Annotated in this window: 12 protein-coding genes and 1 pseudogene; 12 read left to right on the forward strand and 1 reads right to left on the reverse strand. The window is 37.5% G+C overall.

The annotated features are described in order from the left end of the window. The first annotated feature begins 640 nt into the window (after positions 1-640). The 9 genes and pseudogenes from gatC to HLX49_RS02560 form a co-directional block, all read left to right on the forward strand. Positions 641-931, forward strand: a complete 291-nt coding sequence (gene gatC / locus HLX49_RS02520; protein WP_296360714.1) for an Asp-tRNA(Asn)/Glu-tRNA(Gln) amidotransferase subunit GatC — start codon at positions 641-643, stop codon at positions 929-931. Between the two features lie 12 nt (positions 932-943). Next, positions 944-2,410 (forward strand): Asp-tRNA(Asn)/Glu-tRNA(Gln) amidotransferase subunit GatA, encoded by a 1,467-nt coding sequence (gene gatA / locus HLX49_RS02525; protein ID WP_296360715.1) that lies wholly within the window; start codon positions 944-946, stop codon positions 2,408-2,410. Then, positions 2,410-3,840, forward strand: coding sequence for an Asp-tRNA(Asn)/Glu-tRNA(Gln) amidotransferase subunit GatB (gene gatB, locus HLX49_RS02530; protein WP_296360716.1), 1,431 nt, complete (start codon positions 2,410-2,412; stop codon positions 3,838-3,840). The genes gatA and gatB overlap by 1 nt, the downstream gene beginning before the upstream one ends. Before the next feature lie 815 nt (positions 3,841-4,655). Continuing rightward, entirely contained in the window at positions 4,656-5,558 is a 903-nt protein-coding gene (locus tag HLX49_RS02535; protein ID WP_296360717.1) for a diacylglycerol kinase, read from the forward strand. A 502-nt stretch (positions 5,559-6,060) separates the two neighbouring features. Then, positions 6,061-6,228 carry a hypothetical protein gene (locus HLX49_RS02540; protein ID WP_296360718.1) on the forward strand — a complete coding sequence of 56 codons (168 nt, stop codon included), beginning with the start codon at positions 6,061-6,063 and terminating at the stop codon, positions 6,226-6,228. A 66-nt stretch (positions 6,229-6,294) separates the two neighbouring features. Further along, positions 6,295-7,680 (forward strand): 23S rRNA (uracil(1939)-C(5))-methyltransferase RlmD, encoded by a 1,386-nt coding sequence (gene rlmD, locus HLX49_RS02545; RefSeq protein ID WP_296360719.1) that lies wholly within the window; start codon positions 6,295-6,297, stop codon positions 7,678-7,680. A gap of 821 nt (positions 7,681-8,501) precedes the next feature. Continuing rightward, positions 8,502-8,639, forward strand: a complete 138-nt coding sequence (locus HLX49_RS02550) for a hypothetical protein (protein WP_296360720.1) — start codon at positions 8,502-8,504, stop codon at positions 8,637-8,639. A 302-nt stretch (positions 8,640-8,941) separates the two neighbouring features. Beyond that, positions 8,942-9,394, forward strand: a complete 453-nt coding sequence (locus HLX49_RS02555) for a hypothetical protein (RefSeq protein ID WP_296360721.1) — start codon at positions 8,942-8,944, stop codon at positions 9,392-9,394. A 129-nt stretch (positions 9,395-9,523) separates the two neighbouring features. Beyond that, positions 9,524-9,748: pseudogene (locus tag HLX49_RS02560) on the forward strand (IS5/IS1182 family transposase); the annotation flags it as partial. Between the two features lie 77 nt (positions 9,749-9,825). On the opposite strand, the gene HLX49_RS02565 reads toward HLX49_RS02560, so the two are convergent. After that, complete coding sequence (locus HLX49_RS02565) at positions 9,826-10,689, reverse strand: LysR family transcriptional regulator (protein ID WP_101933489.1); 864 nt, start codon at positions 10,687-10,689, stop codon at positions 9,826-9,828. Between the two features lie 238 nt (positions 10,690-10,927). Here HLX49_RS02565 and HLX49_RS02570 point away from each other — a divergent pair, with 238 nt between their 5' ends. The 3 genes from HLX49_RS02570 to HLX49_RS02580 all read left to right on the forward strand — a co-directional run. Further along, the gene (locus HLX49_RS02570; RefSeq protein WP_296360722.1) at positions 10,928-11,119 is read left to right on the forward strand and encodes a hypothetical protein; all 192 of its coding nucleotides are present in this window, start codon (positions 10,928-10,930) and stop codon (positions 11,117-11,119) included. Positions 11,120-11,340: 221 nt separating this feature from the next. Next, complete coding sequence (locus HLX49_RS02575) at positions 11,341-12,522, forward strand: acyl-CoA dehydrogenase family protein (RefSeq protein ID WP_101933491.1); 1,182 nt, start codon at positions 11,341-11,343, stop codon at positions 12,520-12,522. Between the two features lie 2 nt (positions 12,523-12,524). Then, the coding region (locus HLX49_RS02580; protein ID WP_296360723.1) for a citrate/2-methylcitrate synthase at positions 12,525-13,289 on the forward strand (765 nt) is incomplete at its 3' end.

The raw sequence follows: 13,289 nt of genomic DNA on the forward strand, positions 1-13,289 counted from the left end.
AAAAAATAAATAAGGTAAGTCATATGGATGAAACAATGCATGGCATATGGCTTACCTTGTTATTTGAGTTGGAGATGAAAAATCGGAAAACGAGCTTGTATTCTCCAAAAAGTTTGCTATGAACCTTTTTCTTACAGGTCTATATGTATCCATTGCACTCATTCTAACTGTACTACTCTACTTTAGTTGCTTAGTCATAGGGTATTCTGCTATTATCAATAGTGTTACGAACGTTTCATTTGCGTACGAAGATTGTGAATTTTAGCTAAGCAAAAAGCAACATTTATATTTAATAAAAACGTAGCCGTTGTATTATCCTATATATGGTTGCCCTTTCGCTTTACACGTTTCTACAGGGAGGATTTTCTTTCATTCGTAAATTAGGAGCTTTTAGAAAAACTTGGCTTGTCGCCAAGTCCTTTGGAGAAAAAACGAAGCTTTCTAATAGGACAAAACCGGATTTAGTTGCTGTTAGCTCTTGTTTTGACTGATCCAGCAACATCTCCCATGCTCGAAGTCACTTTATAGTTGTAAAGCGGTTGTTGGTAAAAGCCGTCTTGGAAAGAAAGTACGATGGTAAATTTAAATCATGCATACCTTTGAAGTGTGCAAGCTATATATGTAGTTTGGAGGGAAATAAATGGAAAAAATATCAAAAGATCAAGTGAAGCATGTTGCCCATTTAGCGCGTTTACATGTAACAGAAGAAGAAGCTGCCATGTTTACGGAGCATTTAAGCTCTATCATTACTTACGCAGAACAGCTCAATGAACTGGACACAACGAATGTAGAACCGACGACACATGTACTTGATATAAAAAATGTGATGCGTAAAGATGAGCCAAAGCAATGGATTACACAAGAAGAAGCACTGAAAAATGCTCCAGATCACAAAGATGGTCATTTCCGTGTACCATCCATATTGGAGTAAGGAGGGAACAACATGGCGCTATTTGATTACACGATCAAGCAGTTAGAAGAAAAGGTACATAATGGTGAAATTACGGTAGAAGAGTTAGTAAATGCTTCGTATGAACGCATTCATGAAGTGGATGATGAGGTTCATGCATTTTTAACGTTAAATGAAGAAAATGCGAAAGCCCAAGCAAAAGAACTGGACAAACAAGCGGATAAAACAGCTGCATTATTTGGAATGCCGAGTGGTATTAAGGATAATATCGTAACAAAATCGCTGCGTACGACATGCGCGAGTCAGTTTTTGGATAACTTCCATGATCCTTTATATAATGCAACAGTCGTTCAAAAATTGAGCGAACAAAAAGCAGTTACGATTGGTAAATTAAACATGGATGAATTTGCGATGGGTTCATCAAATGAAAATTCAAGCTATGAACCAACACGTAATCCTTGGAATACGGATTATGTTCCTGGGGGCTCTAGTGGTGGTTCCGCAGCGGCTGTGGCTGCCGGTGAAGTGTTATTCGCATTAGGCTCAGATACAGGTGGATCGATTCGTCAACCAGCTGCATTTTGTGGTGTAGTAGGATTAAAGCCAACATACGGTAGAGTATCCCGATTTGGTTTAGTCGCTTTTGCGTCCTCTTTAGACCAAATTGGACCATTAACACGAACAGTAGAAGATAATGCTCGCGTGTTAGAAGTAATTGCAGGTCACGATGCAATGGATTCAACGAGTGCAAATATAGAAGTTCCTGCGTATACGGAAGCATTAACAAATGATGTAAAGGGACTAAAAATTGCGGTACCGAAAGAATATTTAAGTGAAGGTGTAGCTCCAGAGGTAAAAGCGTCGGTCATGGAAGCATTAAAGGTATATGAATCTTTAGGCGCTACGTGGGAAGAAGTTTCCCTACCACATTCCAAATATGCTGTTGCGACTTATTACTTGTTATCTTCATCGGAGGCGTCGGCTAACCTTGCTCGCTTTGATGGGGTTCGTTACGGCGTTCGCTCGGAGAATGCAGATAATATGATTGATATGTTCAAAAAATCACGCAGCGAAGGTTTTGGTGAGGAAGTAAAACGCAGAATCATGCTTGGTACGTTTGCTCTTAGCTCTGGGTATTATGATGCGTATTATAAAAAAGCGCAAAAAGTACGTACCTTAATCAAACAAGATTTTGAGCAAATTTTCCAAGATTACGATGTTGTTATTGGTCCAACAACACCTACACCAGCGTTTAAAGTTGGAGAAAAGGTAGACGATCCATTAACGATGTATGCAAATGATATTTTAACGATTCCCGTTAATTTAGCTGGCGTCCCTGGTATTTCTATTCCGTGTGGTTTCGCAAAAGAAGGTTTACCAATTGGCTTGCAAATTATCGGAAAACACTTTGACGAAGCAACGGTTTATCGTACAGCACATGCGTATGAACAAGCGACCGATCATCATAAACAAAGCCCTCAGCTTGGAGGTGCCAAATAATGAACTTTGAAACAATTATTGGCTTAGAGGTACATGTTGAGTTAAAGACACAGTCAAAAATTTTCAGTCCTAGTGTGAATGCTTTTGGTACAGCACCGAATACAAATGTTAACCCAATTGACCTAGGTTATCCAGGTGTATTACCTGTACTAAATGAAGAAGCAGTTAACTTTGCGATGAAAGCAGCGATGGCTTTAAATTGTGACATTGCGACAAATACGAAATTTGACCGAAAAAATTATTTCTATCCAGATAATCCAAAAGCGTATCAAATTTCCCAATTTGATCAACCCATTGGTGAGAATGGTTGGATTGAAATTGAAGTACATGGAAAGAAAAAGCGGATTGGTATTACTCGTCTTCACTTAGAAGAAGATGCTGGGAAGCTAACCCATGGAGAAGATGGTTACTCTCTAGTCGATTTTAATCGTCAAGGAACGCCTTTAATTGAAATTGTTTCTGAACCAGATATGCGCTCCCCAGAAGAAGCTTATGCTTATTTAGAAAAACTAAAAAATATTATTCAATATACTGGTGTATCTGATGTGAAAATGCAGGAAGGTTCTTTACGTTGCGATGCGAATATCTCTTTGCGACCAATCGGACAAGAAGAATTTGGTACAAAAACGGAACTAAAGAATTTAAACTCTTTCAGTTTCGTACAAAAAGGGTTAGAATTTGAAGAAAAACGTCAGGAAAAAGAGTTACTTTCAGGAGGGGAAATTCTGCAAGAAACACGCCGTTATGATGAAAAAACGAAGGAAACGATTCTTATGCGTGTGAAAGAAGGCTCGGATGATTATCGTTATTTCCCAGAACCGGATCTTGTTCCGCTTTATATTGATGATGCTTGGAAGGAACGCATTCGCAAGGAAATTCCTGAACTCCCAGATGCGCGTAAAAATCGTTATATGGAAGAATTGGACTTGCCAGAGTACGATGCTACGGTAATGACCAATTCCAAACAGATGGCTGATTTTTTTGAAGAAGCAATCGCTCACGGTGCAGATATGAAGCAAGTTTCTAACTGGTTGATGGGTGAGATTTCTGCTTATATGAATAAACACCTAAAAGAGCTAGATGAATTAGCGATTACGCCAGAAGCACTTGCCAAAATGATTCAGCTCATTGCTGATGGTACAATTTCTTCAAAGATCGCGAAGAAGGTATTCGCAGAGCTAGTTGAACATGGCGGCGATCCAGAGAAGATTGTCAAAGAGAAAGGTCTCGTGCAAATTTCTGATGAAGGTCAGTTGAAAGAGATTATTTCTAAAGTGCTTGATGAAAATGAACAGTCCATTATTGATTACAAAAATGGAAAAAATAAAGCGGTTGGCTTCTTAGTTGGTCAAGTGATGAAAGCTACGAAAGGACAAGCCAACCCGCCAATGGTTAATAAAATTTTATTAGAAGAAATCAACAAACGATAAGCTAGCACCTGGGCTATTCAGACATTAATGAATAGCCCAGACTTATATATGGAAAATCGTGCTGTAAGACGCCCACGGAGGCGCTTGCTTATACATGGAAGGGCAGATAACAGAGAAAGAAAATCCTTCTTCTAACGTACATAAAGTGCTGTAAGGCTTCCGTTCTAAGAATATATCCTGTAAGTTGAAGAGGATAACAGGCTTTGTTGAGAGAAGGGTCACAAGCCGCGGCGAAAGAACCTACTCACGGGATGGAAGATTCCTCTTTATAAAGAATAATTAATTTGAGAAAAGAGCTATTTAACTAGTTTTGGTGAAGATAGGTTTGTCATATAATTGTTCATAAAAAGTTTCCTAAACAGCTCTTCTCAAAATGTTGGAAAACGGCTATGATAAAGATTGGACTTATTAATGAGCTGCGTTTGATCATATATTAGAATAAATCATATTACCAATCCTAAAGTTGGAGAGAGATAAGTGGGGATAACGGTTCTAGGTTTTTAAACGATGCCTTTGCCTGATACGAAAGTAGGAAAACTTCACCATAAGCAAGTGGTAATTAGCCATCTTTGTACAAGCCATATAGTGGAGCTCCTATTTTTAAATTTTTCTAATCACATGCTTTTGTCATGAATGAAATTTGAATGCACGATAGGGAAGTATGAAAGTTTTAGAGTTTATCGTATTACAAAGCGAAGGCTTAAGCCATAAAGATTTACCGATAAGCGAAGCTATTGTAAGCGTCTTTTAAAATGAAATGGCATTAATAAATGTTACGAAGGTCCTGTATACTGGTGCCAAGCGGAGGGAAAGCAATGAATAAAGCACGTATTATCTATAATCCTACGTCCGGTAGAGAAGCCTTTAAAAAGGAGCTACCTGCAGTATTAGAAAAGCTAGAAGTAGCCGGTTATGAAGCATCTGCTCACGCAACGACTTGTGAAGGAGATGCCATTCAAGCTGCGCAATTAGCTGTTGATCGAGGGCATGACCTTGTGATTGCTGCTGGTGGAGATGGAACGATCAATGAAGTCATCAATGGTTTAGCAGAGCGAGAGAATCGTCCCAAACTTGGAATTATACCAGTAGGGACGACGAATGATTTTGCTAGAGCGTTACATATTCCACGGGATATCCAAAAAGCTGTTGATGTAATTGTGGCTGGACAATCGATGTATTTAGATATCGGCAAAGTAAACGATCATTATTTTATGAACATTGCTGGTGGAGGTAAACTGACTGAACTGACTTATGAAGTGCCAAGCAAGCTAAAGACGATGCTTGGGCAGTTAGCTTATTATATGAAAGGGATTGAGATGTTGCCTTCCCTGAAGCCTTCCAGAGCAAAAATTGAATATGATGGCAATGTCATTGATGAAGACATTATGCTTTTTCTTATTTCCAATACAAATTCCGTTGGTGGTTTTGAAAAACTAGCACCAGATGCTGATATGCAGGACGGTTATTTTGACTTAATCATATTAAGAAAAACGAATTTGGCCGAGTTTATTCGCATTGCCACTTTAGCATTGCGCGGAGCACATTTAGAGGATAGTCATGTTATTTATGTGAAGGCGAAACATATCAAGGTGACAACGGATGAAAAAATGCAATTAAATATTGACGGGGAATATGGCGGATTGCTTCCGGGAGAATTTGCCAACCTGCAACAACATATTGAATTCTTCGTTCCAGCGGAATTTATAGAAAAAAATTAACGACTGCTTTTTTGAGTTACACTACAGAACTTAGATGAAATGTCTAACTTATATAGTGTGCCTCATGGAAGCAGTTTTTTTATGTGTAAGAAAGCATAAGATTTTTTGCGTGTATAGTGTAAGAAGAAACAAAGGCTTTTGAAGCGACCCAGCCTGTTTTTACGTTGCGTGAATGAGTGCTGAGATTACTGGAAAATGGAGCGCTCCATATGTTTTAGTCGGATATAAAGATAATGCGAATGGAAAATTGCAAGTTGTAGTTAATATTTACACCAATAACTTTCAGCCACACGTGTGTGAATTTCTGCCGGGGAAATTGTGAACATCAGCGAAAAAGTTGTGAACTTCGGCGTAAAAAATGTAAACTTCAGCGACTTTCGTGAAAACTCCGGCGAATTTCTAGTGAACTTCAGCGATTTCACTATTTTATCCATTTAAAAAGAATAGAAGGAATGCTAATATAGTGAATACTAGAATAATAATGTAGTAGGGGGGAGTTTATGTGGAGAGAGAATTTTATGTTGGTTGGGGAACATTAGCACTAATTAATGCTGGATTAGCTCAAGGAAAGAATCGTACAGGGTTCAATTGGTTTGTTCTGTCTTTATTCATAGGACCTATTGCAACACTAAGTTTGTTGCTCGTTGAGAAGTACCCAGAAGACGAATAAATTGTGTTATTGGTTCACTTCTATGATAAGATAGGAACACAAACTAGTGTATAAAGGAAGAGAAACATGGCAAAAAAAGCAGTACCCGTAAAAAAGAATGAAACGTTGACGCTCACATTTGAAGATTTGACACACGAAGGAAACGGCGTAGCTAAAGTGAATGGCTATCCTTTATTTGTACCGTATGGATTGCCAGGTGAAAAAGCGCTCGTGAAAGTTGTTAAAGCGAATAAAAATTTTGGCTTTGGGAAACTTTTAGAAGTAAAGAAAGCAAGCACGGAGCGAGTCGAAGCGCCTTGTAACGTCTATTATAAATGTGGTGGCTGTCAATTACAGCATATGAGCTATTCATTACAATTAGAGATGAAGCGAAACCAAGTGAAAAATGTAATGCGGAAAATAGCGCATATGGATCATGTTCCTGTTCATCCTACATTAGGTATGACCGATCCATGGCGTTATCGCAATAAAGTACAAATTCCAATAGGGGAAAAAGAAGGCGCATTAATTACCGGCTTTTATCAAAAACGCAGTCATCGTATTATTGATGATATGGATACTTGCGTCATACAGGATGAAGTGAATGATTGCATGGTAGAAGCAGTGCGCAGAATAGCCTCGCAGTTAGGAATTACTGCTTATGATGAATCGACACATCGCGGAGTATTACGTCATATTATGGTTCGTACAGGAAGAGAGACGAAGGATACAATGATTGTCCTGGTAACGAGGACGGAAAAACTACCGCATCAAGAGGCACTTATTCAAGCATTGACAGAAACGTATCCTCACGTCAAATCCATTATTCATAATGTGAACAAGGAAAAAACGAATGTGATCCTTGGTAAGAAGTCAAATATTATTTGGGGTGACGCTTATATTTATGATACGATCGGTGACATTCGATTCGCTATTTCCGCCAAATCATTTTACCAAGTTAATCCGCCACAAACAAAAGTCCTCTACGAAAAAGCGTTGGAATATGCCAATCTGAGTTCATCCGATGTGGTGATTGATGCGTATTGTGGTATTGGTACGATTTCTTTATTTTTAGCACAGCAAGCAAAAAAAGTGTATGGAATAGAAGTTGTTCCAGAAGCAATTAGTGATGCTAAGAGAAATGCGAAATTGAACGGAATTACCAATGTCGAATTCGTTGTAGGTGAAGCGGAAAAAGTAATGCCATGGTGGAAAGCACAAGGATTGCGCCCCGATGTTATTATCGTTGATCCGCCACGCAAAGGCTGTGACGAAGCGTTTCTTGAAGCAATGATCGAGATGGAACCAAAACGGATTGTGTACGTTTCCTGTAATCCATCTACATTAGCTCGGGATTTAAACATATTAGATGCAGGCGGCTATGAAACGAAAGAAGTGCAACCAGTTGACATGTTTCCACAGACGAATCACGTGGAGTGTGTGGCGGTGTTACAAAGAGAAGTGTTTAATTAAAATATATCACTGAACCAAATTAAACATTTCCGCCTAATCAATAATTTTCTCGGGTTTTTCCATAGAAACCCGGGATTTTTTATGACGAAAATAGAGTCAAGGGGAGGATGAGAGAATCTTTTCATCATTCTTATTCTTAACCACAAATCAATACTCATTTAATATTTTTGTCTTTTCTGTATTTTCTCTAATATTTTTTCATCTGTTATTTAGGAAAATTTTATTTAACTCGAATAGTGGAATGGGAGGGAAGGTTTGAGGGAAGATTTTTTAACGTCACAGAAATTGTAGCTAAACAATAGAAACTGACAAAATAGCCCAAAATTAAGAAAAAAACGTGAAAAAGCAAGGGAGATTTGAAAGAACCCTTTTTGTATTGGGCTTAATAATTATGAGTTGCAAAACTTTATTATCACCAAATAATAAAGTCTTACAAAAAACGTGAATCAAAAGGTAGGAAAAAGTTTTATAAGCGTGTTTAAGGACTTTTGTTTATAGAAAGTAATGAGAACTACTTAATGTCACAATTATAATTGTGTAAAGATATTTACAGACTTTTACTCGCATTCTTATTTTTTGCAGTATCTCTATGTCTAAATCCCTCAATGATTCCGTTGAATGTAATAGAGATAGACAGTATCTATTACTAAATAATTTGTGTTGACCAATCAATACTTATATGTTTTATGTGGTAGTTTAGAGGATTCCACTGTTACTGGCTTGAAAGGTAGATTTAAAGAGGTATTAGAGTATGTAGTAGAGAAAGTTGAGAGGATCAACTTAGTAGATTCTTTAACTCAAACACAATGAAGTAAGCAAATGTGTTTTTACAGTATTTGGGTATATTTGCGTTATCATTTATTCCATCTGTAGAATCTCCCGGTGCAACCGCAGCAGGCAGTTTATTCGGTCTTACTCCAATCTTATCAGCAATATTTAGTATAGGTGGTGGAAGTTAGGTTTCAATCATGTTTATTATAATACCTTATAATGTTCTCGTTAAACTCAAAAACGTAAATTAAAGAAAGAAGGCTTTATTCATAAGCGGTCAAAAAAATCAAGAGAAAGATATTAAAAAATATGGAATGCCAGGTGTTGCGTTTATAGATCCATTCGTATCTATTCCACATATCGGTGCTGGTGCAATAAAAGGAAAGTTGTTTTTTGACAAACTATTAGTATAATAATTTGGGCAGTGTAGAAGGGGTTACCTTTTTGTGTGGTTTGACTATTTATAATTCTAAATGGGCAGGTGATTATTGTGAAAGTAGCACTTATTCATATGGCTTATTTCATAGCACTTATTCTCCTCTCTGTCTTATCCTTTTTCACAATATTTGGTGCGGGATTTGTAGGAGGGATTGACTTATATACTTTATTTATTCCTTTTATATTTAGTGTGTTGTGGCTTTGTGACTACATATGGCGTATGCTAAGTATGAATCCAAATAAGATACAGTTAATTGGTCCAACAAAAGATTGGGCATTTATCAGTTTATTCCTATCGGGGATATGTATCGTTTTTAGTTTATTTTTATCAACATTGCTTCCAGTACTTGGAATTTCCATCATATTGCTTCTTAGTTGGTACTTCCTGCTTTATGGATACACAAATAAAAAAAACAAGGATGCTCTGAGGGCTTTAGGTTCGATTCTGTTTCTTATTTCTTTAGTGTATGCTTATCTAATTTGTGGATATTATATTACAATATAAGTAAATGAATTTCATAATAATCACCCCTTGTGAGACAAGGGGTTAAAAAGATAAAAAAGGAAGCACCTCCCCAAATCTTATAAATGGTAATAATTACAAAACAATAAAAAGACAGCAGGAGTGCTGCTTATGCCCATGATACGACAAATGAAGCTATTTGGCATCCAAGAATTATACGATATGGAGCCTATCCAAAATATGAAGCCATTTTTTCTGCAATAGATTTGGATAAGATGGATCGCAGAGTAACGAAGAAATCACAACGAGTTGCGCCAGAAGAATTGAACTATGCAGCCATGATTATTTCCTTTGCGGTGAGATATGTGGGAACGAATCTCAACGATAGAGGATTTAACTTACAAATGCGTGGTCTAACTCCACCTGCTTTAGTAGGTGGTCGTTTAAATGAAAAATTTTTTTGAGTATTGCCCTCAGAAACTTTGGATTATCATTTCTATAAATCTGCTATAGGCACTTGTGATAAAGGCATCTTTTCTTCGTATAAACACTGTTTTTACGGTGGAGTATTTCTCGGGGATCTCGTGGTAACAGAGCTTGTCATCCATTTTATGGTGGCTGACAAGTGATTTTGTAGTTATAGAAACCCCTAATCCGGCTTTTACGCATCCGATGATTGCTTCTAATGTTCCGAACTCCATAATTTTTAAGGGGAAAATGCCCTCATCATGAAGCCATTGTTCTAGACGTTTTCTGTGAATGCAATGGGGGCGTGTTAGCAATGTCCGTTTTTTTAAATCCGTTAAAAAAGTGAATGGGGCTTGCAGATTGTCTGTTATAACAACGAGTTCTTCCTTCAGTATTGGTGTCTGAATAATGTCAGGATGTTTAACGGGTCCTACCACAAACGCTCCATCTAGTTTGTAATCAAGAACATCACTGATAAGATCTTCTGTTTCACCAATGTTTAGGGACAATTCTACTTCAGGGTAGTTCTCATTGTAAGAAACCAAAACAGCAGGTAATCTAACAGATGCCGTTGTCTCATTTGCACCTATAGATAGTGGGCCATGAGGGGTTTCAGAATCTTGAATAGCTTTTTTGGTTTCTTCCATTAAGTTTAAAATTTTGTCTGTATACGCTAAAAGCAGTTTTCCTTTTGAGGTTAACGAGACACCCCGCGGATGTCTGTAAAACAGTACGGTTTGCAGTTCTGATTCTAATTTTTTTACTCTCCCTGTGACATTAGATTGAACATAATTTAATTGTTCAGCGGCCTTTGTGATATTTCCTTCATGAGCTAAAGTTTTAAAGATAACTAATTCCTTTATGTCCATCCTAGACTCCCCTTATCATTTAAAATGATCGATTCAATCTTATTTAATCATTTTTATTATAAGTCTAAAGGTATTATGATGAATAGTAAATAGGAGATATTTTCTTCTTCCTAAAGATTTTTATCGCTGTGTCTATATCAAAGAAAAAGGGGGGGAGTCAATCTGAGAGATGTTCGTCGTTTGAGGGCGAGATTGTCTGAGGAAGAAAGTGATTTATTTACCAGTGACCAAACTTTTTTTGTGGAAATTGGCCATAGAAAATTTAGAGATGCAGTTAAGTGACACACCAATGGATTCTGATTCAAGCGGAAACAACGAATTAATACAAATATCAATCCTTAATGATTGGCAAGAAATGAAAGGTAAGTTGACAGTGATTCAAGAGAATATAAGAAACTTAGTGAAACAATTGAATTGTGAATTCATTTGAAAAGGCTAATTGGGCAACTAAATATTGGAATCACCAAATAGTTCCCTGGATTATTAGGCAAAAAAGCGGCAGCAGATTATTGGGATTAACAAAGCGAGTATTGTTGTTGCAGGAAATAGCAGATTTTATGCAAAGCATGGATAGGCTTCAATTGTTGCTAAATTCGACTCCAGAACAATTAACAGAAAAATAACGATATTATACACTTAGGAGGAAGCAAAATGGATTTCGAACCAAACACAGAACAAAATGATTGGATTACAAGAATTCAACAATTCCTTGTAAAAAATGATCTGGAAAACGCAATGAAAAGTGAATCTGAACGTTTGCCATGGCATATTCGCGAGCTTGCTGGACAGGAAAACCTAATAGGATTAGATGTACCGAAAGAAGATGGTGGACACGGGGTATCTGATTTAACTATGGGACATATTTACGAAGTGTGTGGACGCTTTGGATTAAATACAAGAGAGCTTTTCGGAGCAGGTCATGGCAGATTAATTGCGAACTATGGAACCAAAGAACAAAAAGAAAAATATCTTCCCCCACTCATGAGGGGTGAGATTCTAATCGGAGCAGGTTTGACTGAACCTACTGGTGGTTCAGATGTAGGTGCGTTTCAAACCACAGCTAAAAGAGTTGGATCCAGTTACATTATTTCAGGAGAAAAAGAGTGGGTCAATAGAATAAGGGAAGCAAAGGTATTTGTGGTATTTGCAAAAACAGACCAGGAATTAGGTGCCAAAGGGTTATCGGCCTTTATTGTAGAAATGAACGATCCAAAGATTAAAAAGTATGAATACGAGGCACTAGGGTTAAAAGGGTTCTCTTATGGCGGTTTTGAACTAGATGACGTAGTCGTACCTACTGAAAACTTACTGGGTGAAGAAGGACAGGGGTTTGCAATTGTTAATCAACATTTTAATTTTGTGAGAAATTTAGTTGCGTTAATTTCCATTGGTAGTGCTCAAATGGCACTAGAGCAGGCTATAGATTTTGCTAAGAGTCGACAAGCATTTGGTGGACCAATTGGACGATTTCACTCGGTAATGCATAAAATTTCTGAAGGAGAAACAACACTTGAAGCAGCACGATTACTTGCATATAAGTCCTTAGTCTATTTGGATAAGGGTAAACCAAATGCAAAAGAGGCATACATGGCAAAATGGTTTGGAACAACATCAGCTTACAAGGTAATAGATGATGCTTTACAGATACACGGTGCTCGGGGATATATTAAAGACTATGGTCTTGAACAACGGCTTCGTGACGTGAGAGCGTTTTTAATTGCTGATGGTTCAACGGAGGTTATGAAGTCTGTACTTGGGAGAGAGTTGCTTGGAAAAGAGGTTTATAATGCCTCATATGGTAGAGTGACTCCAAAGAGAGAGAAAATAGTATGATCATGTCTACTGATCTCGCAGATGTTGCTGTAGCAAAGACAAAATTATGTTTTATAGATGGTGACGAAGGTTTGCTTGAGTACAGAGGACACGAGGTAGGAAAGTTAGCAAAAAACCATGTATTTGAAGAGGTTGTCCACCTTTTATTGATCGGACATCTTCCCTCTGTAGAAGAATTATTTAGTTTTAAAAATAAAATGGCATTTTATCGTTCGTTGCCTGAACCTGTAAAAGAAATCATCAATACTATTCCTACAGATGTTGATATGCTTAGTGTACTTCGAACGGCAATTTCAACCTTAGGGGAATTCAGTTTTCCTCCAACGGTAGAACAGTCGTTATCAATATGTACTAAAATACCTTCAATAATAGCGTACAGATATAATCGTGTTTGTAAAAGAAAACCTGTCGAACCAAGTAATCATTTAGGTCACACTGCTAATTATCTATACATGATAAAGGGAACTCAGCCCGAATTAGAACAAGTTCAAGCACTAGAGGCTTATCTGATTTCAACATTGGAGCATGGAATGAATCCTTCGACTTTTGCAGCTAGAGTAATTACATCAACCCGGGCAGACATTGTCTCATCGGTATCTGCGGCTATTTCTGCATTGAAAGGACCGTTGCACGGTGGGGCTTTATCACAAATTTCTATGAATTTACAAGAGATTGGCTCAAAGGAAAACACGGAACGGTGGTTACGAGAGAAAATCGAAGCTGGAAAAAGAATCATGGGGTTTGGTCACCGAGTGTATAAGTACCGG

The sequence above is a fragment of the Virgibacillus sp. genome, assembly GCF_013393565.1.
In the GTDB taxonomy this organism is placed as follows: Bacteria; Bacillota; Bacilli; order Bacillales; family Amphibacillaceae; genus Virgibacillus; species Virgibacillus dokdonensis.

Bases quoted from the DNA above. Each gene is read 5' to 3' on its own strand.
- gatA (WP_296360715.1), top strand. From the start codon at position 944: ATGGCGCTATTTGATTACACGATCAAGCAGTTAGAAGAAAAGGTACAT.
- rlmD (WP_296360719.1), top strand. From the start codon at position 6,295: ATGGCAAAAAAAGCAGTACCCGTAAAAAAGAATGAAACGTTGACGCTC.
- HLX49_RS02575 (WP_101933491.1), top strand. From the start codon at position 11,341: ATGGATTTCGAACCAAACACAGAACAAAATGATTGGATTACAAGAATT.
- gatB (WP_296360716.1), top strand. From the start codon at position 2,410: ATGAACTTTGAAACAATTATTGGCTTAGAGGTACATGTTGAGTTAAAG.
- HLX49_RS02565 (WP_101933489.1), bottom strand. From the start codon at position 10,689: ATGGACATAAAGGAATTAGTTATCTTTAAAACTTTAGCTCATGAAGGA.
- gatC (WP_296360714.1), top strand. From the start codon at position 641: ATGGAAAAAATATCAAAAGATCAAGTGAAGCATGTTGCCCATTTAGCG.
- HLX49_RS02535 (WP_296360717.1), top strand. From the start codon at position 4,656: ATGAATAAAGCACGTATTATCTATAATCCTACGTCCGGTAGAGAAGCC.